This window comes from Paenibacillus sambharensis (assembly GCF_003233845.1).
Lineage (GTDB): Bacteria > Bacillota > Bacilli > Paenibacillales > Paenibacillaceae > Paenibacillus_I > Paenibacillus_I sambharensis.
In genome coordinates this window covers 30,885-57,711 of record NZ_QKRB01000043.1, presented here as the reverse complement: position 1 = coordinate 57,711, position 26,827 = coordinate 30,885, and the positions used below count along the sequence as shown (strand labels likewise).

Sequence of the window (26,827 nt, the reverse complement as noted above, 5' to 3'; positions counted from 1 at the left end):
CCGGTTACGCTCCTGTAACCTTATCCAGCTCTTTTTGCGCCTTTTCCTTGGCTTCCTTCAGCGCTTTCTCAGCCGGTATATTCTCAATCTGAACTTTATCAGCTGCGATCTTCAGTGCATCGTTGATCTTGCCGCCTGTCGGATCAATATAAGGGCTTGAAGCGGTTTGCGCCTGCTCCAGCGGTACCCTGATCTGCGGATTCTGTTCGGCAAACGCCTTGAACTCCGGATCGTCAAGCGCAGACTTGCGGACAGCGATATAACCTGTGTTAATCGACCACTGGGCTGTATTGGATGTGTTAGAGAAGAAGGTCAGCCACTTGTATGCCGCTTCCTGCTGCTCTGCCGGAGCCGCTGCCAGAACGGCAGCTGTAAGCGATGAAGCGACCGGTGCAGCCGGATGGCCTTCCCAGCCAGGCTGCGGATGAGCGGCTACAATAGAGAAATCAAGATCGCCCTGATCGCCGCTTGAACCGGTATAACCTGCTGCACGGCCCTGGATTACATCGTCAATTGTCTTATACCAGTATTCCCAGCCCTGTCCGCCTGAATGGATGGCCATAATCTTGTCTTCATGAATCCATTTGCGGAACTGCTCCCATGTCTCAATCCATTCGGGACTGTCAATAAGCAGGGTTTTGCCGTCTTCACTGACCATCTTGCCTCCGCGGCTTAGTGCGGCATCAATCATATTTTCCCTGCCCCACATGGGCATCCAGCCATATACGGACGGCTTGCCGCTGTCTGCCACTGTCATCGTCTTAGCCGCTTCGGATAAGCTTTCCCACGTGTTCAGCGCATCGGGTGTCAAACCCGCCTTCTCCAGCATGTCCTTCCGGTAGTAAAGCACTTGAGTGGTGCCATACAGCGGCAGGAAATACTGCTTGCCGTCTACGACACCCTGCTCCAGGAATGCCGGAATAAAGTCATCCTTGTTGAACCCGGCATCAGCGGCAATGAAGTCGTCAAGCGGCGCAAAATAGCCTTTGCTCGCCCAGGAATTCTCCTGAATCAGCGCTGCGGCAGGCACCTTCTTGGAGGCGATTGCAGCCTGCAGCGCCTGCTGGGTTTCCGTGTAGTTGCCTTGAACGACACCTTTCACAACTACTTCATCCTGTGATTCATTAAATGCCTTGATGGTCGCTTCCATCTGTTCGCCAAGCTTGCCGCCCAGCCCGTACCAGAACTCAATGTGAACAGGCTCCTTCGCAGACGCGGATCCGTTTGCTCCCGCTGTGTTCACAGCGCTGCCTGCATTCGTATTACCGCTGCCCTGGTTACCGTTATTGCCTGACGAGCATGCCGTTACCAGCATGGCGGACAGCATAATAATCATGACGAGCGGCTTGCGTACCCAATTCATTTGCATTGTTCTCTCCCTTATATCGATATTGTCACTACAAGTCTTCCGGTATTGCACGTAAACACTGAATATCTCCCTTAGGCGCAATGTTGTACCTCTTGCACGGCCGCTATTTATTCACACCGAATGAGAGGCTCACCCCCTTCATCAGCAGCCGCTGGGCGAACAGGAACAGGATCAGCAACGGTAAAATCGTAATCGTGCTGCCCGCCATAATAAGCGGCCAGTTCATCCCGTACGCCCCTCCCTCAACGAAGAAGCTTCGCAGTCCGGCAGAGACAAGATAAAGCTCCGGGCTCTTCGTTATAAGCGACGGCCAGAAATAGTTGTTATACATCCCGATAAAGGTGATCAGGCCCATGACCACAAAGGTCGAACGGGTCAGCGGAACCATAATCGTCCACAGAATCCGCCAATGCGGTGCCCCATCAATCTTGGCGGCCTCAGCGAGCTCCTTGGGCAGCTGAAGGAAAGCTTGTCTGACCAGGAAGATCGCAAACACGCTGACCGCATTCGAGATAATCAGTCCGGCATAAGTATCAATCAGGTTAAGCTCTGACAAGATGACATAGGCCGGAAGGTAGGTTGCCGAAGCCGGGAGCATATAGGTAACGATAATGATCGCGAAGAGCGCGCCCCGAAACGGAAAATGCATATGCGTCAATGCGTAAGCCATCATCGCGGAGTTAACCATCTGCAGCAGAACAATAACAGCTGCTACCATAATGCTGTTCAACAGGTACTGTCCAAATGGCGCCGCCTGCCATGCTGCGAGGAAGGTCCCCCAAAGCGGCTCCTCCGGCCACAGCACAGGCGGCACGCTCCAAATCTCGTCGTTAGTCTTCAGTGAGCTGGTGATCATCCAGAAGAACGGGAAGGCGATCAAGCTGCACAGAGCAGTCAAGAACAGATGCCGCAGCGGTCTGACCCATAGAGCGGTTTCTCTCATTGCAATCTCTCTCCTAATTCGTATAATGGACGAACCGCCTGCTGACCCACCCGGACAGCAGGGAGAACGCCGCGGACAGAACCACAAGCACCAGTGCAACCGCCGATGCCTCGCCCACATCGAAGCGTTCGAAAGCCGATTGGTAGTACAGGTACAGCAGGGTACGTGTCGAGCCTGCCGGTCCGCCCTGCGTCATGATGCTGATCTGGTCATAGGCCTGGAACGATTGAATCCAGAGAATGATAAACAGGAAGAAGGACGTTGGCGATATGAGCGGAATCGTCACATTCCAGAAGGTTCGCAATCTGCCCGCTCCATCAATCGCCGCCGCCTCCTTGAGATCCTGCGGCACCTGCTGCAGGGCAGCCAGATAGAAGACCATCGCCCAGCCCATGCTCTGCCATACGCTGACGATGATGACAGCCGGCAGCGCCCACACCGAGCTCTGCAGCCATTCCACTCCATCGAACCCAAGCATTCTCAGCACCCCGTTGGCCAGTCCGACACGCGGCTCGAAGATCCAGGACCATACGATGGAGACTGCTACAGTGGTTGTGATCCACGGCGAGAAGACAATCGCCTGATAGATGGCTTTTCCTCTGAGCTTGCCCTGGAGCAGGGAAGCCAGCACCAAGCCTCCGGCCATTACGGGAAGCACCGTTCCGAGACCGAACAACAGGGTAACGCGCAGTGATTTGTAGAAATCTTCATTTTGCAGAAGCTCTCTATAATTCTCGAGACCCATCCAGGTTTTGTCCGGGCTCATGAAGTCCCAGTCCGTAAACCCGAGATACACAACATACAGCATCGGCGCGATCCAGAATAAGGCCAGCGGGATCAGAGCCGGCAGCAGATAGCCGTATGCGGCGGGTTCGCCGAGCTTTTTACGCCAGTTCAAGCTAACTCCTCCCAACCGTTCATTAATTATTGAACAGATGTCAATTTCATTGGTATATTCCTGCTATATTCAGAAAAACACCTCTGTGTTCAAAAATAATTGTACATTCGATTGCGAGTTTAAAGGTCAACGCTGTGTTAACGCCATATGTTGATTTCTTTAAGAACGAAGATGACGGCAGGCAAAAAAACGACCCGCGGTTCTATCAACCTGGGCCGCAAACCTGTATACTATTACCTGAGATTTATTACCGGGAAAGGAAATAATGACGATGACTGACATCCCGAGCAGCGAGGTCAAGCTGGAGCGGCTTAAGCGCTCCGTGATTGAAGCGATATCCGTCACGATGGATTTATACGGCGCCACCCCTTCCGTTGGGGAATTATACGGTATTATGTTCTTCGAGGATCGTCCGATGACATTGGAGGAGATGAAGGATACGATGGGGATGAGCAAGTCCAGCATGAGCTATGCCGTCCGTTCCCTGATTGATTCGCGGATGGTGCACAAGCTGGATGAGAAGCTTGAGCGCAAGGTTCTCTACAAGGCGGAGACAGATTTCTATCAAGCTTTTCAGTCCTTCTTTACTACCAAGCTGCAGCGTGAAGTCGATGTCATGCGCTCCGCTGCTGAACAAGCCCTGCCTGAAGTGCAGGCTGTGATTCTGGATGTATCCACCAATGATGAGGTGCGGAAGGAGGCACTTGCTGTCTACCATAAACTGCTGCACGCGCTTGAATATTATGAGTGGCTGCAGCGCTTCATTCATCTTCTGCAGCAGGGCAAGCTGTTTAATGACAAGCTGAACCAGCTGAACCTGTAGACTGGTAGCCCGGCATTCACATCCGCTCATAACAGAGCCCTTCCCTGGAGACGATATAGCTGAAGTTATTTTTAATTACAGGGGAGCTGAGCTGCCAATGAGTTCATCCAAGAACCGCAGGGAGAATGCGTGGAAGATCCGAAAGCAGGACCAGAAGCCTCACGGCAAAATCAAATCACTGCACCAGCTGTCTGAGGAAGCTGAAGGCAATTCCAAGTAACCCGCTCAACTAGAACAGCACAAGAAGACACCCGCTTGCTCTGCGCTTTGCAGAAGGGCCGGTGTCTTTTTGTATGAGCCGGATGACAGCCGTATAGTTTCTGAATAAAGTGTGAACGATATAGGAAAATATTATGTCTGGGGGATATGTCCTTGTCGTACACAGAGCAAAATATTCGGCTGACCTCTGCTGAGATTGCCCAGCTGTGGGCCAACTATATGGGGGATAGTATGGCAATCCGTATGCTAGGTTATTTCCTCGAAAAGGTCGAAGACACTGAGGTCAGGGATATCCTCGAATTTGCCCGCAGGATCAGCGAGAAGCACCTTAAGCTGATGCCCGAGCTGTTCCGCAGCGACAATTACCCGGTTCCACACGGCTTTACTGACGATGATGTGAACCTGAATGCTGAGCGCCTGTATTCGGATACCGCGTTTTTGATTTACCTTAAAAATGCAGCAAAGCATGGGCTTTCCTTATATGCGGTTGCACTTGCAAGCTGTGCCCGCGACGACGTAAGGGAATATTTCACCAAATGCTTGACCAGCACAGCGGAGCTGTTCAACAAAGTGGTTGACGTTCTCTTGCGGAAGGGATTATTTATTCGTGCGCCTTATATTCCGACACCTGAAGCAGTAGAATACGTCCATAAGGACAGCTTCCTGAACGGGCTGCTGGGGGACAGGCGACCGCTGAATGCTGCGGAAATCAACCATCTCTATAATAATATCCAGACCAACGCCTTCGGCAAAGCATTCATAGCTGGATTCGCCCAATGCGCCCAGTCGGAGGAAATCCGCGGCTATTTCTTGCGCGGCAAGGATATTGCCCACAAGCAGATCGAGGTTTTCTCTTCGTACCTGCGTGACGAGGATCTGCCAGCGCCGATGACCTGGGATTCCGATGTGATGGCCTCCACAGAAGCGCCTTTCTCCGACAAGCTCATGCTCTTCCATATCACAGGATTAAATGCAGCTGCTCTGACGAACTATGGCGCAGCTCTATCCGTCTCTATGCGGCGTGATATCTCAGCCTCATATGCACGACTTTCAGCCGAAATTGGTTCATACGCCGACGAAGGTGCGGAGCTGTTGATCAAATACGGCTGGATGGAGAAGCTGCCGGGAAATGTAGACCGGCGGGTGCTCGCTCATAAGCGGTAAATTATAGATAACCCAGCAGAACGCCTCCGGCTGCAGCAGCCAGCACGATAGCCCACGGCGGCAGCTTCCAGAAGACCAGCATAACGAACAGCAGCAGCGCTAGGGCAAAGTCAAGCGGCGCAAGGATGGCTGTCGTCCAGAGCGGATCATATAAAGCAGCCAGCAGGATCCCGACTACAGCCGCATTGATGCCCATCAAGGCTCCCTGCACCCTTGGACTGCTCTTCAGAGCATTCCAGAACGGGAGCGCTCCTACAACAAGCAGAAATGCCGGCAGGAAGATGGCGGTTATGCCGACCACAGCACCTGAGATTCCGGAAGCGACCGCCCCCAGATAGCCCGCAAAGGTGAATAGCGGTCCGGGGATTGCCTGTGTGGCGCCGTAGCCGGCCAGAAAATCCTGCTGGCTGACCCAGCCGGAAGGAACGACTTCACGCTCGAGCAGGGGCAGCATAACATGTCCGCCTCCGAATACAAGCGAACCCGAACGGTAGAAGCTGTCGAACATGGCAAGCCACTGCGCTTCATTCCACTGCCTGAGCAGCGGAAGGCCAATAAGCAGGATAGCGAACAGAGCCAGGCAGACTACAGCTGTTAAGCGGCTTACAGCAATCGGCAAAGCCGGACTCGGGTCTACCAGCTTTCGGCGGTATATCCACAGTCCTGCCGCACCTGCTGCCAGAATAGTCAGCACCTGACTGTAGGTCGTCTGCCAGGACAAGGTTACGATCGCCGCTATGACGGCCACCGTCATCCGCTCACGGTCCGGCGCCAGCTTTTGTCCCATCCCCATAACCGCATGCGCAACGATCACGACAGCTGCTATCTTCAATCCATGAATCCAGCCGGCGCTTCCGATATCCAGTCCCTGCATCAGGTAAGCGAATGCAACCAGTGCGATAACAGAGGGAAGGGTAAAACCGAGCCAGGCAACAAGCCCGCCAAGCAAGCCAGCTCTTACAATCCCAATCCCGATGCCCACCTGACTCGAGGCAGGCCCCGGAAGGAATTGGCAAAGAGCTGTCAGGTCCGCGTAGCTCCGCTCATCCATCCATTTGCGTTTACGTATGTATTCTCCGTGAAAATAGCCAAGATGTGCAATTGGGCCTCCGAAGGAAGTAAGGCCCAGTCTGGTAGAGACAGCCAGCACCTCTAATAATGAAGCAAGCCTGCCCTTCTTCCCATTCTGGGGAATTTCTCCGCTGTTTGCTATCATAGTATATGCTCCTTACATCGGTTAGTCTTACCGCTCCCCAAGATTGTAAATGCTTCCGGCGGATAAGTACAACCTGTTTCATGGAATATTTACAATCGGGCTTTCGAGTAGAGCCTCCAGCGTCTGATGGATGGCATCACGAAACAGTGAGCAGCCGAAGCCCGTCCGGATCGTCAGCATGAATGGAAAGCCTGACCGGTCCCTCTGTCTCCCGTGACAAGAGTCCGGGCAGTGCCAGCGACTTCACCTGATCCGCTGAATTGCGGTACAAGAGCCGCAGTTCTCCTCCCTGCTCCAAGTCAGGCATAACTGTCACCTCGATGCCTTCTCCCGCCGCAATTGGCGCAAGGGCCAGCAGACCGCCGGGATACTGCAGCGACAGTCCGGCAAGAGGCCTGCCTGCTTGATTACGCAGCTCGACAACAATCCCCCTTGCGGCTGATTCTTGCGGCGTATGCTCCCGCTGGCTTTCCGACGGAGGCCGGGTTGATTCAGCCGTTCTATAACCAGCCGTCCTGTCCGGCTGGCAAGCTGTGGCGGCCGCCGCGAGCAGGATGGCAGCTGCGAGTACCAGCAGAATCCCTTTGATGCCAAGCCGTCTGCTGCTCATGCTCTCCCTCTGGTTTCTCATACTGTTCCCTCCCTGCTGCTGGAATCGATGGAAAATCATCTTCGGACTTGATTCTTACCGGGCAATCACCATAGAATAAAGAATAGGTAAATGTCTAACTATTATCAGACGGCATTGACGCTGAACGTTATGCAATGTTGTGTTAGTGAGGAGTGCACGAGTGGAAGCTTACAACGAGAAAGTCGATTTTGAAAACCCTCTCTTGTCATTGCGGATCTTCCGGAGCATCCGTGAGGATGACCTGTTCATCAGCTGGCACTATCACCGGGAAATTGAACTGCTGCTGATCGACCAAGGGGAACTGGATGTATATATAGAGGATGAATACCATCATCTGACTCCGGGAGATATCGTCGTGATCGGCTCTTCTCAGCTGCATCGTGATAAGAGCACCTCTGGACCGCTGGACTACTATGTGCTCCAATTTGACATTGACCAGTTCTTTGATCACAGTACGATGCAGTATATCCGTTTTTTTACCGAAACGAAGAAACCGCTCAGCCGAATTAATTATATCTTTAAAGAACGGCCTCATGTCAAAGAAAAGGTAGCCGGCTATATCCGTGAGATATTTGAAGAAGCGGCAGCCAAGCCGCCCGGATACGAGATGGCCGTCAACATCCTGATCAAGAACATTCTGCTATTGCTTCTCCGCAATGACCCCGAGCATGCCCTTGAGGAGGGTGAGGACTTCGACCGCATACGCCTCAAGCCTGTGTTCGATTATGTCGAAGCGAATCTTACCAGCCGCATTCATGTCGATCACGTCTGCAAGCTGGCTAATATGAGCTATTACTATTTCGTCAAATTTTTCAAGAAAGCTGTAGGGCTGTCCTTCACCGAATACGTGAACTACCGGAAAATCAAATGGGCTGAACGCATTCTGCTCACCGAGGACCGGAGCATTTCCGAGATCGGCGAGAAAATCGGCATCCCCAACATGGCGCATTTCTACAAGATGTTTAAGAAATACAATGACTGCTCCCCCAAGGAATATCAGAAGCGGATGCTGGCCTGGAACCGCAAATAAAAGAAGCTCGGTTCACCTTTATTTAGGTGCTCCGAGCTTCTTTGGCATAACGAGCTTGTATCCGACCCCTCGGATGGATTCTATCTGAACAGATTGCTGGCTGAGCTCCAGCTTCTTGCGCAGAGAGCTTACATGCACATCGACCGTTCGCTGGCCGCCTATGTAGTCAAACCCCCATACCACATTCATCAGATCGTCTCTTGTGATAACCATTCCCGGCCGCTGAACCAGATACAGCAGCACCTCGAATTCCTTCGGCCGAAGCGGCACGGTCTCACCGCCAATAACCACTTCATACTTCTCCGGGTAAATCGCCAGCTCACCGACAGCTATCACTTTCTCTGATACGTCCGCTGTCCTCACGTCCTCATTGTGGGTACGCCGCAGAACGGCCGATACCCTGGCGAGCAGCTCAGCTACGCCAAACGGCTTCGTAATGTAGTCATCCGCTCCGTGCTTGAGGCCCTGCACCACTTCTTCTTCTGCATTGCGCGCCGTCAAGATAATGATTGGCGTTCTGACGCCATTCTGACGAACCTTCGTTAAAATTTCGAACCCGTTCATTCCCGGCAGCATAATGTCGAGAATGATCAGATCGAAGTGGCGCTGCAGTGCGATCTGGAGTCCTTCAGCGCCATGATCGGCGACCGTCGTTTCATAGCCTTCCTGTGTCAGGTTGTAGGACAATAGACGTGCTAATGTCGGTTCATCCTCTATAACCAGTATCTTATGAGACATGAAAACCCCCGAGGATTTGCGGACCGTCTTAGGCCGCATATTCATTTATGATACGTTCATCATAGCATGTTTTTGTTAGAGAAGGGTAAACGTATTGTAAAAAAAGTCGAAATCTATACAATATCTTAATAATTGGGCAGCCGGAAAGGCACTTCCAGTCCCTGTTCAGGACTAAAAGTGCAGACCGTTTTACTGCTGAATGACCGGCAGCTCAATCATGAAGGTCGAACCTACACCAACGGTGCTTTCCACCGTGATTGAGCCTTTATGAAGATCAACGAGATGTTTTACAATTGATAATCCCAGACCCGTGCCGCCTGAGCTGCGCGACCTGGCTTTATCTACCCGGTAGAAGCGTTCGAAGATACGCGGCAGATCCTTCTTCGGTATGCCAATTCCGGTATCCGTAATCCAGATTCTCACATGGTCATAATCACTCTCTACTCCATCCGGGACTGGCGCCGGCTTGCCCAAGGATACGGCCTCAACCTTCATCGTCACCTTGCCGCCCTCCGGCGTATAGTTAATACCATTGGCTAGAAGATTCATGACAATCTGCCGGAGCCTGTCCTCATCCGCCTCAAGGTACAAGTCATTCTCAACATCCGTCTCGATCGTAATCCCTTTACTGGCAGCCTGCGCAGAGAGCAGCTCCACAGTCTTCGCCGTAAAGCTCGACAGCTCAACTGGCGAGAACTGCAGCGGGACCCGCCTGGATTCCACCTTGGACAGCTCCAGAATATCGCCGATCAGCCTGTTCAAGCGCTCGCTCTCATCGTATATAATCTGCAGGAATGACTTGGCGACCTCAGGATCATTAACAGCTCCGCCCAGCAGTGTCTCGGCGAATCCCTTAACAGCCGCTATCGGCGTCTTAAGCTCATGGGACACATTCGCAACAAACTCACTGCGCATCCGCTCCAGTCTGCGGATCGCCGAGACGTCCTGCAGCACGAGCAGCACTCCGCCAAACTCCTCTACCGAATGGAAGACCGGCACCAGGTTAATTTCCAGCAGCCGCTCCTCCGGGAAATAAAACGTGATCTCATCATGCAGATGCTGCCTCTTGACCAGGCCTTCCTGGATGATCTGCGCGAGCTCGTACTGCTGCTTTGCCTCCGCATAATGCCTGCCGACAAGCTCGCGTGCCGAGAACCCAAGCACTTCCTCCGCCATCCGGTTCAGCAGCAAGATCTTGCCTTTGCGGTCAATCATGACAATGCCGTTGATCATATTGTCAAGAACGCTCTCCAGCTGGCCTTCCTTCTGCCTGATCTGCTTCATATGCTCCTGCAGGCTTTCAGCCATCGCGTTGATAGCCGTACCCAGCTCTCCTATTTCATCCTGCTTCCTCACCGTGACTCTCGCCTGGTATTCGGAATTTCGGATGCGCTTCGCCACCCGGGTAATCTGTTCGAGCGGTCGTGTCAATCCGAGAGCAACCCGGTAACTGACCACCGCGGAGACGAAGAACAGCACCAGCAGCCCCATAATCAGAAAGAACCACAGCTCCCGAATGCTGGTTTCCACATCCTCGATGCTCATAGCCATTCGAATAATGTCTGAGTTATCGGAGCCCGGCTCAAGCGCCAGGGCAACATACATCATATTATGGCCAACGGACTCACTCTTCCTGATATCCCGGCCGATTCCATCCCGTTTCGCCTCCAGCACTTCCGGGCGGCCGGCATGATTAAGCAGCTTCCTCGGGTCCTCATCGGACTCGCCCAGCACAGTCCCGTCACCCCGTATGAACGTTACCCGCGAGCCGGTAATATTCTTAATGCGGTTCGCTTCTTTTGTAAAATAATAATACAGCTCCTCGGGCTGCCCCTGCCTCCACTCCATGGCATCCAGTACCAGCCGCATTTCCCTGACCATATTGTCCTGCTTCGACGTTAAATAATTGCGTTCCACCGACTTGGCCATGAACAGACCGGATAAGAAGACGGCCAGTCCAACCGTTACGATCATAATGATTGCAAGTCTTGCACGAAAGCTGTTCATCCTTTGGTTACCTGCCTTCTTCTAGTTACACTGTCTGATTCCAGTGACACTGCCTTCGTTCTATCGTACCTGCCGGGATACAGTTTCGCCAGATTTCACTTTGTGAAGTTTTTGTAAAGCGTAATGGTGAAGAGTGGCAACCGGCTGCTGAATCAGAATGGCCAGTACAACCGGTACAGCGGCCAGCGGGCTGAAATATCCAAGCGCAAGCACGATCCCAAGGGAGATGTTGCGCATGCCTGTCGCATAGGAAACCGTCGCTTCCAGCTCTCGGCTGCCGAGCGGCTTGCTTCCGAAATACCCCGCGGCATAGCAGATTCCCACCAGCAGCACCACTACAGGCACGAGCTTTGGCATGTCCGACTGAAGCGCCGAAACGTGGGGCTCAATCGCTGCAGCGTTAAGCGCTACTACAGCGACAAAGCAGAGCTTCGAGACCGGGGCCGTAACAGGCTTGACAGCCGGTGTAATTCGCCCTCCTGTCAGCTGGTTCAGCAGAACGCCCGCAGCAGTAGGAAGCACGATGATGAGCAGCAGATCCATCATCATTTGGGATGTATGTACATCGACTGCCGTACCGAAGAACAGACGGATGCCTGCCGGTACGACAAGCGGACTGAGCAGGGAATCAATGACGACGAGACTCAGAATCATTGGCACACTGCCCCCGGACATGCCCACCCAGATAACAGACGAAACGCCCAGCGGAATCAGGGCAAACAGCACCAGGCCAACGACATACGGCGAGTCCGCTCCATACAGCATACTGCCGAGTCCATAAGCGGCGAGCGGCAGGGCCAGATGCGCGATCAGCAGCGTCCATGCCATCGGCAGCGGCCTGCGGAACACATGGGCCAGCTGTTTGAAGCCGCAGCCAAGACCCATTGTGAACGTGACGAAGGCAAAGAGATAAGGGACCGTCTCCACGAACCTGAGCAGCTCCCCGGCAAAAAGAAATCCCAGGACCAGGGTCCCAGGGATCAATAGAAACATCCATTGTTCAAATCTACGGTTGAAGGCCAGCCCGAACCGTCTCATCCGATCACTTCTTTCTCTATGGCAAATTCCATGATGCTTAAGATGTGAAGACCGGTTCCTTGAACTGCGCAAGCTTGTTAAAGGAATCTTTCTCGACATCGGCATGCAGGCTGTTGCCATGAGCATCCATCGTCACGATGGCTGCGAAGCCTTCGGTTTGCAGATGCCACATCGCCTCGGGGATGCCGAACTCCATGAAATCAACGCCATTGACGCGTTTGAAGCATTCCGCATAATACTGCGCCGCGCCGCCTATTGCGTTCAAGTAAACCGCTCCATGCTCCTGAAGGGCAGCCAGTGTCTTGGCTCCCATACCGCCCTTGCCAATTACGGCGCGAATACCGAATTTCTTGATGATATCGCCCTGATAAGGCTCCTCGCGAATGCTGGTCGTCGGTCCGGCCGCCTTAACCTGCCAGCCCTGCTCGTCCTTAAGCATAACCGGTCCGCAGTGGTAAATAACAGCGCCATTCAGATCGACCGGAGAATCATGATCCATCAGATGCTTGTGAAGCGCATCCCTGCCGGTGTGCATTTCGCCGTCCAGGATGACGATATCGCCAACACGAAGCGAGCGAACCTCCTCTTCGGTAAGCGGCATCTTCAACCGCACTTCGCGGCGCTCCGAAGACTCTGATGCCATGGAAGCCGCAGCTTCCGCCGCCTGGCTCACAGCCGATTCATCCTTCATCGGCAGCTCGCTGCCCTGCGGGTACACCCAATCGATGATATCGCCGGTCTCCGCGCTCAGCAGCACGCCTTGTCTGCGGAAGGCCCAGCAGTTGTAGGCTACCGATACGAAGAAGCTTGCCGGCAGGCGGTTCATAACGCCTACCTTGCAGCCGAGCAGTGTCACCTGTCCGCCGAAGCCCATCGTGCCGATGCCCAGCTGGTTAGCGTGCTCCATTACGTAATCCTCAAGCTTCTGCAGCTCCGGGATCGGGTTGGTATCATCCGTCCGCCGGAACAGCTGCTGCTTCGCCAGCTCATAGCCTGTCGTCCGGTCACCGCCAATGCCGACACCAATAAATCCGGCGCTGCACCCTTGTCCTTGAGCCTGATATACCGCATGCATGATGCACTTGCGGATTCCATCCAGATCTCTTCCTGCCTTGCCGAGGCCTTCAAGCTCGGCCGGAAGGCTGTACTGGATATTCTTATTCTCACAACCGCCGCCCTTCAGAATCAGGCGGACATCTATCGTATCCTTCTCCCACTGTTCAAAATGGATGACCGGTGTGCCGGGACCCAGGTTGTCCCCGGTGTTGCCGCCGGTAAGCGAGTCTACGGAATTCGTGCGCAGCTTGCCGTCCTTCGTTGCCTGCGCAATTGCATTGCGGATTTGCTGCTTCATGACGAGCTGATTCGCCCCCACCGGGGTGTGTACGACAAACGTAGGCATTCCGGTATCCTGACAGATCGGAGAAATTTTCGTCTCCGCCATTTCGATGTTCGAGGCTATGGTGGACAATGACAAACCTGACCTGGTTGCCCGGTCCTCTGCCTCCTGCGCTCGCTTGATCGCCTGGCGGACATCGCCCGGCAGGTTTGTGGACGTCTCTACAATGAGCTTGTAAACGCTTTGTTCAAAATTTTGCATCACGTTACGGCTGGCTCCTCTCTGGTCGCATCCATTCATTAGCTATATAATAGCATAGAAAGCGGTTTATCCGCATTACTGTTTCCCTTCCTTGAAAGGGTCCGCAAGAAGGAGCGATAACTTGGAAAGCCATTTTTATGCTTATATGTACAGGCTCCGCTACATTGAACGCTGGAGTCTTATGCGCAACACAACCCGTGAATCAGTGGCTGAGCATTCCTACCATGTCGGCCTCCTGGCCCACATGCTGTGTGAGATCGGCAATCGTGTTTTCGGCAAGCAGCTGAACGCCGACCGCGTGGTGACGATGTCCCTGTTCCACGATGCCACAGAGGTATTCACAGGGGACATTCCTACCCCCGTCAAGCACCATAACCCCAAGATGCTGACGAGCTTCAGGGAAATCGAAGCGCTCGCCGCCGAACGACTGCTCGCCATGGTGCCCGAGCCGCTTCAGCCGGCATACTCGCCTCTTCTGTGTGCGAAGCAGCTGGAGGCTGAGGGGCGGTATGATAAGGAGATGGCAGAGCTGCTTGTCTACCTTAAGGCCGCCGATCTGCTGGATGCCTACTTGAAATGCATGTCCGAGCTGTCGGCCGGCAACCGCGAATTCGCCGTTGCCAAGGGTCAGACGGAGCTGGCTTTGCAAAATTTAGACATGCCCGAAATTGAATGGTTCTTAACTCATATGGCACCAAGCTTCGGCCGAACGCTGGACGAGTTATCCGAGTATTAAGGCCGGAGGGTCCCCGCATGGATGATATAAGTTTGCAGATCATTGTATTAATCTTTCTTCTTGGATTTTTAGCTGCTTTCTTCGATTCAGTGGTCGGAGGAGGCGGGTTGATATCGGTTCCTGCACTGCTGCTGACCGGACTGCCGGTGCCGGTGGTGCTTGGAACGAACAAGCTGGCCTCTACGATGTCTTCCCTTACAAGCACAATCGCTTTCGCGCGTTCGGGCAAAATCGATTACAGTGTCGTGAAGTATCTTATCCCCTTCTCGTTAACGGGCGCGGTGCTGGGCACTTATACGGTCAGGCATGTCCCGGTAGAACTGCTGAAGCCCGCCGTCATTGTTCTGCTGATTGGCGTCACCATTTATACCCTGCTGAAGAAAGACTGGGGGAGCATCTCGACGTATACCGGCTTAACGAACAAGACCCGTGCGCTGAGCATCATAGCAGCTTTTGCTATCGGCTTCTATGACGGCTTCTTCGGACCGGGGACGGGATCATTCCTGATTTTCGCTTTTCTTTTCCTGGGGTTTGATTTTGTAACGGCTGCCGGCAATGCGAAAGTGCTGAATTTCACCAGTAATGCGGCAAGCTTGATGACCTTTATTCTGATGGGCTCGGTCAATTATATGTATGGCATCATCATGGGGATCGCCATGATAGCAGGAGCACTGGCCGGCTCCCGGCTCGCGATCCGCAAGGGCGCTTCGTATATCCGTCCGTTGTTCATCATAGTCACCATCACGCTAATCGGCAAACAAGCCTGGGATAGCTTTCATTAAACCAGAGAACGGCAGAGCCCGGACATCTTACCTGTCCAGTCCTGCCGTTCTTATTATTTGCTGCTCCCTACTCGCGAAGCCGCTCCAAGCCGCTCCGGACAGCTGCGAACAGCTTCTGCCAATCCTCGCTTGCACCGGGCCTAGCGGCAGGCTCTATCGTTTTCCCCTGAGCCGGATTCGTTTCCGTTTCTGTGGCGCTTGTGCTTCCTTCCTTGCTCCGGCTGCTTAGCCGGTCAGGGATTTGTTTGCCAGCCGCCCGGACATCCCCGCTATGATCTGTATCCTTCATCAATACGGCACCTCGCCTTCCCTGACCTTAGCCAACGGACTTAGCCATCGAACCATGTTCTGCGCAGTGTGAACAATGCCTTCAGCTCATCCTTGCCAAGCTCCGTTATCCAGCCTTCCGACTGTCCGACCACCTGGTCGTTCATCGATTGCTTCCGGGTCAGCATATCGTCAATCCGCTCTTCAAGTGTCCCGATGGTAACAAATTTATGAACCTGTACATCCTTCGTCTGGCCGATCCGGAACGCCCGGTCTGTAGCCTGGTTCTCCACTGCCGGGTTCCACCATCTGTCAAAGTGAAAGACATGATTGGCTGCTGTCAGATTTAACCCGGTCCCCCCCGCCTTCAGGGAGAGCACGAACGCACAGCCCGGCTTCGAGGTGTCCTGGAAGTTCTGAATCATGGCATCACGCTCATTCTTCGCCACCCCGCCATGAAGATAGGGAACAGGCATCCCCAGCTGCTCTTCAAGCTTGGCTTTGATCATGGCGCCCATATCAATAAACTGGGTGAAAATCAGGCAGCGGTCTCCCTCGGCCGCCAGCTCCTCCACCATCTCCAGGAGCCTGATTACCTTACCCGAGCGGCCTGCCTCCCAAGAGGCCGGACCTCCTGGTATATCGCCTAACATCAGAGACGGATGATTACATATCTGCTTCAATCTCGTCAAGGTTGCGAGAATCAGGCCGCGGCGCTTCATCGGCGACAGATCATCCAGACCTTCGAGCAGCTCATTGACCGTGTTCTCATACAGGACACCCTGCTCGGCCGTTAATGAGACAAAGGTCTTAGCTTCGTTCTTATCAGGCAAAGACAGCTGTATAGCCGGGTCCTTCTTCAGACGCCGCAGCATGAATGGTTTCACCCATTGCTGAAGCTGGCGGATCAGTGCTTCATCACGCGAACGCTCTATCGGCTGCACGACTTGGCTGCGAAACTCCCCCAGGCTCCCGAGATAACCGGGGTTCATAAAGTCATGAATAGACCAGAGCTCAGTCAGCCGATTCTCCATCGGCGTGCCCGTAAGGGCGATCCGGTGGCGGGCAGGCAGTCTGCGGATAGCGGACGACTGCTTCGTATACACATTTTTGATATTCTGGGCTTCGTCCAGACAGAGCGCGTCCCACTCAATCATCGTAAGCTCTTCCTCGTCAAGCGGTGCGAGCGCATATGAGGTCAAGACTAGATCCGCGCCGCGTACCGCTTCCCGGAAGGCCTCACCCTTAGTCCTCCGCGGTCCATAGTGCACATATACCGTCAAATCAGGGGCAAATCTCTCCAGCTCCTTCTCCCAGTTGCCGATGACCGAGGTAGGACATATGAGGAGTGAGGGGTGGGATTCCGTAACCCCCGCTGCTTCATTCTGCTCCTTGATATGCAGCAGATAAGCAGTAAATTGAACGGTCTTGCCAAGCCCCATATCGTCAGCCAGACAGCCTCCCAGCCCAAACCTGCGGAGGAAGGCCAGCCAGGATACACCTTCGAGCTGGTAAGGCCGGAGTTCGCCCATGAAGGATTGCGGCTTGTTCACTGGCGGCAGACCCGCAGCATGCTGCAGCTGGTCAATCCAGGCAGCCAAATGCTCGTTAAGTTCAATGACTGCCGTTGCCATGCCATTATCTTCAGCGTTTTCCCCTGCATCTAGCGGATGCTCGCCGCGGAGATGCCACTCAAGCACATCACGGAAGGTCATGCCCTTCGTCTTACCGGCTTTCTTAATCCAGGACTTGACCAGCTGGATGTCCTTCGGATCAAGATGGACCCATTCGCCGCCGATTTTGAGCAGCCTGCGGTTTTCCTCAGCAAGCCTGCTGAAATCCTCTTCTGTCAGGTCAAGGTTTCCAACAGCGAGCTTCCAGTCAAACTGTACAATTTGATTCAATCCAAACATCGGCTGCGCGCCGGAGCCGACAGATGACTTGACCTTTGCCTTGAGGCGGACACGCCTTGTACGGACCGCCTCCCACCATGATGGCAGCATGACGGCACAGCCGGCTTGCAAAAGCTTAAGGCTTCCATGCTGAAGGAATTCCCATGCCTCCTGCTCTGTTACAGCCAGCCGGATTGTACCGGGATGAGCAGGATTTTCGATCTCGGGCAGCACAGCGAGCCACTTGTCTTCTTCCTTTGCCAGCCGTTGTGACAGCCATGGCTCCCAGGAGGGCGGGCAATCGTCAAGTCCCGGCCAGCTATCCGTGCCGGCTGCCCCGCTCACAGCAGAGGTTCGTTCACGCAGTACAAACGACTGCTCAGGATACTCCCTGTCCTGCAGATGTACGGCAAGCTTCCATTGATGTTCTTCATCCGGTTCCAGCAGCTGCAGAGCAATTCGAAACGGAGTATCGTCGGACTTCCAGCCGATGGAGACCAGCCAATCCTCTTCATCCGCCGCGGACCTGCCCGAAAGCTCCGCACCTGTTCGAACCAGGAGGCTGCGAAGCGCCTCACCTGCTTCTTCATCCGAGGCAAACAGCTCCTCCAGCGCTTCGCTGAGCCATTGCTCCAAGCCTTCCAGCTTAAGCGCATCAGCCCGCTCAAGAAGCTCCCGCCACTGCTCCGCCGCCGCAGGATCGCTCTCCGGAGGCGACGGTTTCCAGGCTCTCTCCCCCTGCGACCAATACCGTAGGTCGGGTGCAAACCATCCAAGCATCATGGCAGTGCGAATCCAGGCAGCTGCATCTCTAAGAACCGCCAGCCTTTCACTCCACTCCACTTTGAGCAGGTGAACCGGTCTTGGTTCCGACATATAATCAACCGCCATCAAGGGGCTGAGCAGAAGCCCTTCAGTATGCCTATTAACCTTTTTCGTTATCTGTTCGCCAAACCAAGAGCCGCTGTGCCAGCCAAACAGTGACTTCCTCAGCCGTTCAACCGTTCCATGCCAGTCATCGGCAGTGAGCCATAACCCCTCTCCTGCCAGCCAGATCCCATCCAGACTGCATGCCCGGATACTTGTCGTCCCGTTCATGGCACCAGCTTCCCTTTCTTCAACTCTTCCTGCAGCGCCCTAAGCCTTGAGTGCTTCATATGCAGTTGAGTTATATATCGTTTCCATACGACGCTTCGGCCGCTTGACGTGTACAGTTTCTCAAGACGTTTCAGCAGTTTGACTGCTGTCTTATAACCCTGGCGGTTGCGCGTTTGAATGGAGTCATCAACCGCCTGATGGTAGAGCGGAAGCAGATAAGCCGGTGCCGACTTGGCCACCTGCCGGATATCCTGTACATCCAGCTCATCAGGACGGATGGTCAGCAGAAGCTGAAGATCCGCCCATTCTTCGTATTTGCCCCGTTCCAATAGATGAGCCGACAATTCTGCATAAGAATAAGGAAGATGCTGCGTCATCATATCCAGCCAGCGTCCCGAATCCGGCCAGTTCAGATCCGCTTCCCGGCAAAGCCTCATGAATGGCCGCAGCATTGTAGAGTTGCGGCAATCCGCCAGCTTGCTTCCAATAAAATCAAGCCAGCGGATCAACCCTTCCTTATGGCGGGCTCCCAGACGCTGCTCCGCAAACTCGTAAATGAACAGTGAGGTGCGTTCAAACGGTGTGTCCTCCAGCAGCTTAATCGCCTCTGCATCATCGCCCTCGCGGAAGCTGAGCTGCGCTTTAGCCGCCTGCAGCACGGAGAGCTGCCTGTCATCCCAATCTCCGGCTGCTGCCAGCTTGTTAAGCGCTTCACGTTCTTCAGCCGCAAGCACAGGGTTTCCGGCAAGCTGTTTCCACAGCACATGAAGCATATAATCCCATCTAAGAAGGACGAAAGACACCCGGAGTGCATTCTCACGCAGCACATGATTCAGGCTGTCGATCCATTCCTGTTCCCCTGCGGCCATTTCCGTTGGCTTCAGTTCCGCAACGAGATCGTTGAAATGAGCAATCCACGGGTCAACCGAACGGCTGAACGACATTTCATAATAATAACGGTTATAAGCATCCGTTGAGGCATAGGCCAGTTCAACCTGCTCAAGCACGAATGAGATAACATGAAGCCAGTGAACCCGGCGCAGCGGCTCGGGCCACAGCTTGGACTTGCCCTTGAGCTCCTGCAGCACTGGCTGGAGCGGATGAAGGGAGTGCCGGCACTGGCGCCATATATCCCCGTAGTCCTTCGCAAAAAAATCCCGCCATGCAGATGGTCCCGACTCTTGATCCGGCACATCCTCCACCCTGGAGGCAGCCGCTTCAAGAGCAGCTTTACCCTTGATGCCTGCAGGTAGATTCCGATCCTTATAGTCCCTATACCAGGTCTCAGGATTCTCCCCTGTCGTCTCGTAGTAGTGGAAGAAGACAGCAGCCATATGCTTGCAGTAACCTTTATACGGGCAAGTACAAGTGCTGTAAGCAAAATCATCGGCATCCAGCATGACCCCATAGACGGATTCACCGCTGACAGCGCCGTATACCGCGTTTCCCTCGACCACCTCTGTAACCATTACCTTCCGCTTGCGGTAGTAGTCCCACCCTCGTTCCATTATGGTTGGAACGATCAGCGTGGCAATCGCGCTCTGCAAAAAATCCACTTGCTCATCCGCCAGTCGGTTCATTGCGCAATCTACCCCCACCCCGTCCGTTATGTCATTCATACAGTATAACAAAAAAATGACTCTCCTGCCGAAGGAAAAACGGCTGAAGAGTCAAGCAGCGGCAGCTTATATAATCAAATGCTTGATTAATTCGGTATTTCAATAATAAACGAAACTCGGTCATCACCCGCTGCCTCAACCGTAACACTTCCCTTGTAATGTTCAACGATAGATTTCACGATCGAGAGTCCGAGCCCTTGATGCCCGCCTTCATTCTTGGTCGTATAACCAGAGGCAAAGAGCGGCATTTCACTAATCGCCTTGGCATTCTTGGCCGTATTGGTGATCGTAAATACGAGTCGTCCGCTTTCCAGAGAGCCATGCAGTTCTACAAAACGCTCGTCTTCAGGATACTTCAACACCTCATCGAAGGCATTATCGGTGAGGTTGCCGATCAGCCGGGTCAGATCGAGTGACTTCATTCCAAGATCCAGTTTTTCCAGACCGCTGAAACGGCACTCAAATGTGATTTTGTTAGATTCAGCTTGAGACAGCTTGGAGCGAACCAGTGCTGCGATGGCAGGGTTTCCAATATTGATGATATCGTTAGTCAGGCGTATCTCGCCGATCAGCTCCTGTGCATACCGTTTCAATGCGTCCAGCTTGTTCAATTGAACCAGCGAATGGATCGTCTGCACATGGTTCAGAAAATCATGCCGCTGCGCGCGGATCATGTTGAACATCTGGTTAATCTCTTCTACATAAGTACGCTGCGCCTCAGCCGCCACTCTTTCTCTAGAGCGCTGCAGCAGCCGCATGCTGATCCATACTATTGCAATACTAAGCAGCGTCAGACCTCCGATGACGAGACCGATCCCGGTGAATTGGCGGTCCAGCTTGGACTGAATAACCTGGTAGTCGGACACAATCGTCAGCACGTACCGGTTTATTGGCTGCCCCTCATCGTCAAGGATGCTCGTTACCTTGTCAATATCCACGGGAATGAATGATTTCATAACATGCACACCATTGACCCGGCCATCAACCGTCACACTCGTTCCAGTTTCGTACGCTCTCCTGATAGCCTTGCGGTCCTTGGCTGTCTTGTAATTGTTCGTTCCGAAAATTACCGGCTTTTGTGTCTCGTGATCCAGTGTCTCTCCTGAGAAAGTGATCGTCTGAACGGCACCTGTCTCATAGATCACTGGATTAATACCGGCTATCTCAAGCAGGGAGGAGTTTTCCTCAAGTGTTTTCCTTATCAGCCTTTCTACTCCGGTATTCTCCTCATAAGCCTGGAGAGCTTCATAGCTCACATAGGGATCAATAATGTAGTTGGTCGAGCCGTCGTAATAATACCCCCATTTACGCAATTTACTTGTGTCAGATGTAGCAAAATCGTAAGGTCCTGTCCAGAAGTTCGGCAGTGACTGCCCCCAGTCAATGGATACATTGTGTTCTTCAAACAGCTGCCTGAAGGCTTGATGCCATGGACGCCAGGTGCCGGTCTTGATCCCGATCTCCCGCGGATCAGAGGAGCGGTACAGCACAATGTTGTCTTCTGTTTCCTTGAGCAGAGTGATATGCAAGACATCGAGCCTTCTTGCCAGCTCCATTAGCTGTTCATTGGTCACCAGCTCCACATCGGGATCCAGCGCGAATTGAGCAGCTATAGCGGCCGCCCGCAGCTCCCGTCCGATCTGCTCCTCAAAGCGTTCCGCTCCCAACCGGGACTGCTCAACGGACAGCTCAATTTGCTTGGCGACGGACAAAAGCTCGTGACTTAAACTATCCTCCAGCGATTTCTTAGTGTAGAAATAATAAACCGTATTGTTGATTCCCAGCAGTAGAAGCAGCAAAACGGCGGCGATTAGCCAAATGTTTTTATTCATCGCCAGCCCCCGACATTCTAAACTCTTATTTTCGACACTTTCTGTCAGTTATTTCAATTATCATCGATTTACGAGTTTAATACAATGGGTACAATCGCACAAACCACTGTTATGTTTTCGATTAAAAAAACCGGCCCCGGCAAGCCGGAACCGGTCTTCTGTTGTAGCAAACAGCGCTTAGCAAGCCCTCTAACCTAGCAGCACTCTGCTGATTAAGCTGCGAACCGCCCATGCGCGCTCCTGCCGTTTCTTATACTTCGGAAGGCTTCTGTAGATGTCCAGAGCTTCACGGAAAGCGTGCTTTGCCTCATCCTTTTGGTCCATCTGCTTGTATATAACGCCAAGCCGATAATACGCCTCGCAGGAAGAGGAGTGAAGGTCCCGGAACGCATTCAGATAAGTCAATGCTTTCCCCGTATCCCGCTTCGCCGAGGCAGCCGCCAGTCTTAAATACGGCTGTCCGTATTTAACACGCGGGTTGATGGACAACGCGCGCAGCACCGCTTCCTCACCCTTTTCCAATTCATCGGTATGCAGGTATACATTTCCAAGGTCATCCCAGTATTCCGCCGAATGCTCCATCGAATCACCTAGCTCCGCGAGCACTTTTCCGGCCGCGTTATAAGAACGCTTCTCGATTAGAAGATGAGCAAGCTCCATACGGGAGGACCTGTCATTGGGATTAAGGAGCAGCTGCTGCTTCAGCTTTGCAATCCGGCTGCGCCGTTTTAACGGCTTGACAAGGCTCGGTGACAAGCCTACAAACCTGCGGTCAAGCAAATAAAGAATGGCCAGCAGCACCAGTACGGCTATGATCGGATTTCCGAAAAAGTACCAGAGAAAGCCAAACGACAATAATTTGAACATATTTCTACCGCCATCCTGTTCATGAAATCATAATCACAATTGTACCATAAACAGAAAAAGTCAGGCTATATGCATTTCAGCATTCCAGTGCATCTTAATCTTTCAACAGCTCTGCAGCCCTAGCGTTAGATTCCACCTGTTCTGGATTCTTGCAGCCCGGTATAACGCAGCTGACAACAGGATTTTGAAGACACCATGCCAGCGCCCACTCCGCCATAGGCACGCCAGCAGGCACTTCTGTTCTTGCAATTTCCTCCGCTTCCTCCAGCATGCGCTCGCGCTCCGCCGTTCCTGCTGCACGGGAGCGAACATCGTTGCCCGGGAATACGGAGGATTTGTTATATTTTCCGCTAAGGAATCCGCTGGCCAGCGGTACCCTGGCCAGTACGCCAAGATTTTGACGTTCGCAGGAAGGAAAAACTTCCTTCTCCGGTTTACGGTCCAGACGGTTATAGACAACCTGAATAACATCTGCGCCCACTTCTGTAGCTCTGTCGGTTTGGTGGATATTCTCGTTTGATCCGATCGAAATTCCCAGGTGGCAGATCTTGCCTGCCTGTTTCTGCTTATCCAGCATCGTCCACAACTCATCGTTATCAAATGCCTCGTTGGGCAGCGAATGGAACTGATAGAGATCAATATAGTCAGTACCCAGCGCAATAAGGGAATCCTCAAGCTGCTTGAGCACGTCTTCTGTAGAAGCACGATCATCACGGGTAAAATTCGCATGGAAGTGATGCCCGAACTTGGTGGCAAGAATCCAGTCCTCACGCTTATCTTCCTTCAGGTAACCGCCAATCAGACGCTCGGACAGGTGATCGCCGTAGCATTCCGCTGTATCAATTAAATTGATGCCCAGTTCCTTGCCTCTGCGAAGCACAGCGCTTGCCTCTTCCTGAGTGTAATTAATTCCCCACTCGCCTCCGAACTGCCAAGTACCAATGCCAACAACCGAAACGTTCAAGCCCGTTTTTCCGAGAAGTCTGTATTTCATCCGATACCCTCCCACTTTCTCCTTATGTACTATGCCATTTTAACACGCTGTGTCAGGCATATCAAAAGACCGCTGGCTTTCCATCTCCAAGATGATGGTTTTCTAATGCAGCCATGCATGAAACTTGTTTTTCTATACCAGAATAGGGGTAAACCTAAACTAGGTTCTAAGCTGACGCTTATGAAGCTGGTTATCACAAACTGATACTAATTCAGGAGGGATTAACTATGGCTACAGGCACAAGCACTAAGGAACAGAAGTTTCCACCGCAGCATCAGGAGAAGCAGCCAGGACTCGAAACGAAGATGAACCCGAAGCCGGAGATTGAATCTCCGAATTACAAAGCTGCAGGCAAGCTTAATGGTAAAACAGCCATTATTACCGGTGGGGACAGCGGTATTGGCCATGCAGCGGCCATTGCCTATGCGAAGGAAGGCGCAGACGTTGCGATCGTATACCTGGACGAAGAAAAGGATGCCCAATCGACCAAAAAGCGGATCGAAGAACTTGGCAAGCGCTGCCTGCTGATATCCGGTGACCTTGGTGATGAATCCTTCTGCAAGAAAGTCATCGACCAAGTCATCAAGGAGTTCGGCAAGCTGGATATTCTGGTCAATAACGCGGCTGAGCAGCATGTTCAGCAGAACTTTGAAGATATTACGTCCGAGCAGCTGGAGAGAACATTCCGCACTAATATCTTCTCCATGTTCTATCTGACACGTGCTGCGATGCCGCATCTGAAAGAGGGCGCCTCGATCATTAATACGACATCTATCACTGCTTATGAGGGGAACCCGATGCTGATTGATTACTCGTCAACTAAAGGTGCCATTCTCTCATTTACACGGGCATTATCGAACAGCATAGTCGAAAAAGGCATCCGCGTTAACGCAGTAGCGCCAGGTCCAATCTGGACACCACTCATTCCGGCATCCTTTGGCAAGGAGCAGGTTGCTAAGTTCGGAGCCAGCACCCCGATGAAGCGAGCAGGACAGCCTTCCGAGCTGGCAGCCGCTTATGTCTACCTGGCCAGCGACGATTCGTCCTACATGTCCGGTCAAACCCTGCATCTGAATGGCGGTACTGTCGTTAACGGTTAACAATCAAATAAGCATGTACTTTTATTCGTATAACAGCGAAACAGTCGGGCTCGCCTGTTCAGGGCAAACCCGGCTGTTTTATTTACAGTCCACATGTTGCTGTACATTTTTTCCAATATGCATGTTGCTGTCCATCTGTAGTTGCAGTCTATCTGTTGTTCTAGTCTATCTGTTGTTCCAGTCTATATGCCCTCCGCTCCCTCATCCGATTGATTTCACCTGTTCGCTCGCTATCCTGGATTTTCAGTAATCCTTTACAAAACTCATTAGAAGTCCTCATCAGCACACACATACACCCAGATTTTACCAATAACCATTTCGATTATGTCACAATCATGCTTCTGAGTTAAATGCCTATTGCCTTACTAGCAGCTGCTAAATTAAATGAGTGATGAGGATATCTATTGATAACGCCACCCGCCCGTAAATAAATATGAAGCCCTGACTAACTTGGCGCTAATTTCCGCTAATTAAGCGGATGGCAGTAAACCTGTGCAGCGTATCAATTCATCTGTACTGGAGACCTGTGATGATGAGATCCGGGCTGTTGAGATTCGGGCGGTGTCTATCAGCTGCAACTAGAACTTTCGATTAATTTCGCTTGACTCCGAAAGAAAGAGAGTATGTATTTAGCTCAGAAACCAATTATGAGCGAATCTTAAGACTCGGTGTCACTTGACGGCGTTCAACCACATATTTGCTCGCTGCATCTACACCTCCGGCAAAAATTATTGAAAGATCCCCCATTGAAACAGGAACGTTTGTTTGGTATAATAAATGAGAACATATGATCCTATATAGTTTAGTGAAGCGTATAAAGTGGGCTGTCGGGGGAATCAGGGTATGATATCTTTGAGCGTGTTTATGAAGGAATATGGTGATGAGACTAACTGCCGCAGTATGCTGGAACGCATACGCTGGCCTGATGGCTTTTGCTGCCCGCGGTGTGACTTCTCTTATTATTACTATATCGGAACACGCGGTCTGTATCAGTGTCTGGAATGCGGGGCCCAAACCTCCGTCACTTCAGGTACAATGATGCATAGAACAAGACTGCCTCTGTCCTATTGGCTGTATGTAGTGCACAACATTGCTGCCGGGCATATTATCACCGCCGCCGAGCTGTCTAAGGTTTTAGGCGTTCAATATAGGAGCGCTTACCGGCTGCTTCATACCGCTAGAATTATGATGAGTAAACTAAATGGCGTTAAATCTCTACAATACATAACAAATGAAAGAGTTTCAGCAGTGATTATGCAAGACAGGCAACCCCCTAATACCCAAGACACAAGTCTTCCCCACGATAAAACCCGTTCGCCTGATTACCCTGATCATACTCTTCCCTGTGGCAATATAGCGGACGGCTCAATTGGTGAGGCGAACAGCGAAGAAAAGCTTGCCACTAAAGTAGATCAGGCTGAAGGTGTATACAGTAATGTGAGCAGTAATGTGAGCAGTAATATCTGCAGTAAGCAGCCCACCAGCACGGTTAGCGGGTGGAAGGATGCTGCGTTTTCCGCTCAGTTAGAACCTGCTGTCCGGAGAGCCCAAAATAGCTTTATCAGACAGGCACACCAATTTGTTAAGCGTTCTTATGGGCATAAAGTGACAATGCGTTATTTTCATCTCTATTGTCAGGAGTACTACTTCCGGATCATGCGGAGGTCTACCTTTAAGATGCGCTGGAGCCTTCTGCTTGCCAAGCTGGTCGGGATTATGCCTGCTTATTAGATTCAGCTGCTGACAAGTACAGTTGCGGTACTGCCTTCAGGTAATCGGAGTCACAAAACGGGGAGAAACCACATAAATGAGGCGAAACCACTTATATCGTGGCACTTTTCGTACATACTAGCACATTAAGTAAAAGGCCCAGGGGACAATGCCACCCAGACCTCTGTTTCTTCACCTAGAACTGCAACCAGAACTGCAACCAGAACTGCAACCAGAACTGCAGCTAGAACTTC

At 52.4% G+C, this 26,827-nt stretch carries 23 protein-coding genes; 8 read left to right on the top strand and 15 right to left on the bottom strand.

What is annotated here, in order from left to right; genetic code table 11:
• Positions 1–4: 4 nt before the first annotated feature.
• From DNH61_RS10095 to DNH61_RS10085, 3 genes are all read right to left on the bottom strand, one after another.
• Positions 5–1,369 carry an ABC transporter substrate-binding protein gene (locus tag DNH61_RS10095; RefSeq protein ID WP_425452233.1) on the bottom strand — a complete coding sequence of 455 codons (1,365 nt, stop codon included), beginning with the start codon at positions 1,367–1,369 and terminating at the stop codon, positions 5–7.
• A 103-nt stretch (positions 1,370–1,472) separates the two neighbouring features.
• A complete protein-coding gene (locus DNH61_RS10090; protein WP_111146545.1) occupies positions 1,473–2,312 on the bottom strand; it encodes a carbohydrate ABC transporter permease in 840 nt (279 codons plus the stop codon).
• 13 nt (positions 2,313–2,325) lie between these two features.
• Entirely contained in the window at positions 2,326–3,210 is an 885-nt protein-coding gene (locus DNH61_RS10085; RefSeq protein ID WP_111146544.1) for a carbohydrate ABC transporter permease, read from the bottom strand.
• A gap of 265 nt (positions 3,211–3,475) precedes the next feature.
• Here DNH61_RS10085 and DNH61_RS10080 point away from each other — a divergent pair, with 265 nt between their 5' ends.
• The 3 genes from DNH61_RS10080 (at position 3,476) to DNH61_RS10075 (ending at position 5,416) form a co-directional block, all read left to right on the top strand.
• Positions 3,476–4,033, top strand: a complete 558-nt coding sequence (locus DNH61_RS10080) for a GbsR/MarR family transcriptional regulator (RefSeq protein ID WP_245948115.1) — start codon at positions 3,476–3,478, stop codon at positions 4,031–4,033.
• 97 nt (positions 4,034–4,130) lie between these two features.
• Entirely contained in the window at positions 4,131–4,253 is a 123-nt protein-coding gene (locus tag DNH61_RS26605; protein WP_220036931.1) for a DUF6254 family protein, read from the top strand.
• Between the two features lie 146 nt (positions 4,254–4,399).
• A complete protein-coding gene (locus DNH61_RS10075) occupies positions 4,400–5,416 on the top strand; it encodes a DUF3231 family protein (RefSeq protein WP_111146542.1) in 1,017 nt (338 codons plus the stop codon).
• A gap of 1 nt (position 5,417) precedes the next feature.
• Here DNH61_RS10075 and DNH61_RS10070 read toward each other — a convergent pair whose 3' ends face one another.
• Together DNH61_RS10070 and DNH61_RS10065 are read right to left on the bottom strand one after the other, a co-directional pair.
• The gene (locus DNH61_RS10070; protein WP_111146541.1) at positions 5,418–6,632 is read right to left on the bottom strand and encodes a chromate transporter; all 1,215 of its coding nucleotides are present in this window, start codon (positions 6,630–6,632) and stop codon (positions 5,418–5,420) included.
• A gap of 136 nt (positions 6,633–6,768) precedes the next feature.
• On the bottom strand, positions 6,769–7,263 hold the full coding sequence (locus tag DNH61_RS10065) for a hypothetical protein (RefSeq protein ID WP_111146540.1): 495 nt from the start codon (positions 7,261–7,263) through the stop codon (positions 6,769–6,771).
• A 160-nt stretch (positions 7,264–7,423) separates the two neighbouring features.
• Between DNH61_RS10065 and DNH61_RS10060 the strand changes: the two genes are divergently transcribed.
• On the top strand, positions 7,424–8,293 hold the full coding sequence (locus DNH61_RS10060) for an AraC family transcriptional regulator (protein ID WP_111146539.1): 870 nt from the start codon (positions 7,424–7,426) through the stop codon (positions 8,291–8,293).
• Between the two features lie 18 nt (positions 8,294–8,311).
• Here DNH61_RS10060 and DNH61_RS10055 read toward each other — a convergent pair whose 3' ends face one another.
• The 4 genes from DNH61_RS10055 to DNH61_RS10040 form a co-directional block, all read right to left on the bottom strand.
• Positions 8,312–9,031: a response regulator transcription factor gene (locus DNH61_RS10055; RefSeq protein WP_111146538.1), complete on the bottom strand. Its 720-nt coding sequence runs from the start codon at positions 9,029–9,031 to the stop codon at positions 8,312–8,314.
• Between the two features lie 189 nt (positions 9,032–9,220).
• Positions 9,221–11,038, bottom strand: coding sequence for a two-component system histidine kinase PnpS (gene pnpS, locus DNH61_RS10050; RefSeq protein ID WP_111146537.1), 1,818 nt, complete (start codon positions 11,036–11,038; stop codon positions 9,221–9,223).
• Between the two features lie 60 nt (positions 11,039–11,098).
• On the bottom strand, positions 11,099–12,076 hold the full coding sequence (locus tag DNH61_RS10045) for a bile acid:sodium symporter family protein (RefSeq protein WP_111146536.1): 978 nt from the start codon (positions 12,074–12,076) through the stop codon (positions 11,099–11,101).
• A 37-nt stretch (positions 12,077–12,113) separates the two neighbouring features.
• A complete protein-coding gene (locus tag DNH61_RS10040; RefSeq protein WP_111146535.1) occupies positions 12,114–13,676 on the bottom strand; it encodes a fumarate hydratase in 1,563 nt (520 codons plus the stop codon).
• Positions 13,677–13,797: 121 nt separating this feature from the next.
• On the opposite strand from DNH61_RS10040, the gene yfbR reads away from it, so the two are divergent.
• Positions 13,798–14,412: a 5'-deoxynucleotidase gene (gene yfbR, locus DNH61_RS10035; RefSeq protein ID WP_111146534.1), complete on the top strand. Its 615-nt coding sequence runs from the start codon at positions 13,798–13,800 to the stop codon at positions 14,410–14,412.
• A 17-nt stretch (positions 14,413–14,429) separates the two neighbouring features.
• A complete protein-coding gene (locus tag DNH61_RS10030) occupies positions 14,430–15,194 on the top strand; it encodes a TSUP family transporter (protein WP_111146533.1) in 765 nt (254 codons plus the stop codon).
• Between the two features lie 67 nt (positions 15,195–15,261).
• Here DNH61_RS10030 and DNH61_RS10025 read toward each other — a convergent pair whose 3' ends face one another.
• The 6 genes from DNH61_RS10025 to DNH61_RS10000 form a co-directional block, all read right to left on the bottom strand.
• Positions 15,262–15,483: a hypothetical protein gene (locus tag DNH61_RS10025; RefSeq protein WP_111146532.1), complete on the bottom strand. Its 222-nt coding sequence runs from the start codon at positions 15,481–15,483 to the stop codon at positions 15,262–15,264.
• A gap of 40 nt (positions 15,484–15,523) precedes the next feature.
• On the bottom strand, positions 15,524–18,451 hold the full coding sequence (locus DNH61_RS10020) for a DEAD/DEAH box helicase (protein ID WP_111146531.1): 2,928 nt from the start codon (positions 18,449–18,451) through the stop codon (positions 15,524–15,526).
• On the bottom strand, positions 18,448–20,031 hold the full coding sequence (locus DNH61_RS10015) for an SWIM zinc finger family protein (RefSeq protein WP_181438644.1): 1,584 nt from the start codon (positions 20,029–20,031) through the stop codon (positions 18,448–18,450). The genes DNH61_RS10020 and DNH61_RS10015 overlap by 4 nt, the downstream gene beginning before the upstream one ends.
• Before the next feature lie 125 nt (positions 20,032–20,156).
• A complete protein-coding gene (locus DNH61_RS10010; RefSeq protein ID WP_111146529.1) occupies positions 20,157–21,902 on the bottom strand; it encodes a sensor histidine kinase in 1,746 nt (581 codons plus the stop codon).
• Between the two features lie 189 nt (positions 21,903–22,091).
• Positions 22,092–22,769, bottom strand: a complete 678-nt coding sequence (locus DNH61_RS10005; protein ID WP_111146528.1) for a tetratricopeptide repeat protein — start codon at positions 22,767–22,769, stop codon at positions 22,092–22,094.
• Positions 22,770–22,863: 94 nt separating this feature from the next.
• The gene (locus DNH61_RS10000; RefSeq protein ID WP_111146527.1) at positions 22,864–23,763 is read right to left on the bottom strand and encodes an aldo/keto reductase; all 900 of its coding nucleotides are present in this window, start codon (positions 23,761–23,763) and stop codon (positions 22,864–22,866) included.
• 227 nt (positions 23,764–23,990) lie between these two features.
• Between DNH61_RS10000 and DNH61_RS09995 the strand changes: the two genes are divergently transcribed.
• Both DNH61_RS09995 and DNH61_RS09990 read left to right on the top strand, forming a co-directional pair.
• Complete coding sequence (locus tag DNH61_RS09995) at positions 23,991–24,863, top strand: SDR family oxidoreductase (RefSeq protein ID WP_111146526.1); 873 nt, start codon at positions 23,991–23,993, stop codon at positions 24,861–24,863.
• A gap of 843 nt (positions 24,864–25,706) precedes the next feature.
• Positions 25,707–26,594, top strand: coding sequence for a transposase (locus tag DNH61_RS09990; protein ID WP_111146525.1), 888 nt, complete (start codon positions 25,707–25,709; stop codon positions 26,592–26,594).
• Positions 26,595–26,827: the final 233 nt, after the last annotated feature.

Coding starts and splice junctions, on each gene's coding strand:
- DNH61_RS10095 (WP_425452233.1), bottom strand. CDS start 1,369: ATGCAAATGAATTGGGTACGCAAGCCGCTCGTCATGATTATTATGCTG.
- DNH61_RS10090 (WP_111146545.1), bottom strand. CDS start 2,312: ATGAGAGAAACCGCTCTATGGGTCAGACCGCTGCGGCATCTGTTCTTG.
- DNH61_RS10080 (WP_245948115.1), top strand. CDS start 3,476: ATGACGATGACTGACATCCCGAGCAGCGAGGTCAAGCTGGAGCGGCTT.
- DNH61_RS26605 (WP_220036931.1), top strand. CDS start 4,131: ATGAGTTCATCCAAGAACCGCAGGGAGAATGCGTGGAAGATCCGAAAG.
- DNH61_RS10075 (WP_111146542.1), top strand. CDS start 4,400: ATGTCCTTGTCGTACACAGAGCAAAATATTCGGCTGACCTCTGCTGAG.
- DNH61_RS10070 (WP_111146541.1), bottom strand. CDS start 6,632: ATGATAGCAAACAGCGGAGAAATTCCCCAGAATGGGAAGAAGGGCAGG.
- DNH61_RS10065 (WP_111146540.1), bottom strand. CDS start 7,263: ATGAGAAACCAGAGGGAGAGCATGAGCAGCAGACGGCTTGGCATCAAA.
- DNH61_RS10055 (WP_111146538.1), bottom strand. CDS start 9,031: ATGTCTCATAAGATACTGGTTATAGAGGATGAACCGACATTAGCACGT.
- pnpS (WP_111146537.1), bottom strand. CDS start 11,038: ATGAACAGCTTTCGTGCAAGACTTGCAATCATTATGATCGTAACGGTT.
- DNH61_RS10045 (WP_111146536.1), bottom strand. CDS start 12,076: ATGAGACGGTTCGGGCTGGCCTTCAACCGTAGATTTGAACAATGGATG.
- DNH61_RS10040 (WP_111146535.1), bottom strand. CDS start 13,676: ATGCAAAATTTTGAACAAAGCGTTTACAAGCTCATTGTAGAGACGTCC.
- DNH61_RS10030 (WP_111146533.1), top strand. CDS start 14,430: ATGGATGATATAAGTTTGCAGATCATTGTATTAATCTTTCTTCTTGGA.
- DNH61_RS10025 (WP_111146532.1), bottom strand. CDS start 15,483: ATGAAGGATACAGATCATAGCGGGGATGTCCGGGCGGCTGGCAAACAA.
- DNH61_RS10020 (WP_111146531.1), bottom strand. CDS start 18,451: ATGAACGGGACGACAAGTATCCGGGCATGCAGTCTGGATGGGATCTGG.
- DNH61_RS10015 (WP_181438644.1), bottom strand. CDS start 20,031: ATGAACCGACTGGCGGATGAGCAAGTGGATTTTTTGCAGAGCGCGATT.
- DNH61_RS10010 (WP_111146529.1), bottom strand. CDS start 21,902: ATGAATAAAAACATTTGGCTAATCGCCGCCGTTTTGCTGCTTCTACTG.
- DNH61_RS10005 (WP_111146528.1), bottom strand. CDS start 22,769: ATGTTCAAATTATTGTCGTTTGGCTTTCTCTGGTACTTTTTCGGAAAT.
- DNH61_RS10000 (WP_111146527.1), bottom strand. CDS start 23,763: ATGAAATACAGACTTCTCGGAAAAACGGGCTTGAACGTTTCGGTTGTT.
- DNH61_RS09995 (WP_111146526.1), top strand. CDS start 23,991: ATGGCTACAGGCACAAGCACTAAGGAACAGAAGTTTCCACCGCAGCAT.
- DNH61_RS09990 (WP_111146525.1), top strand. CDS start 25,707: ATGATATCTTTGAGCGTGTTTATGAAGGAATATGGTGATGAGACTAAC.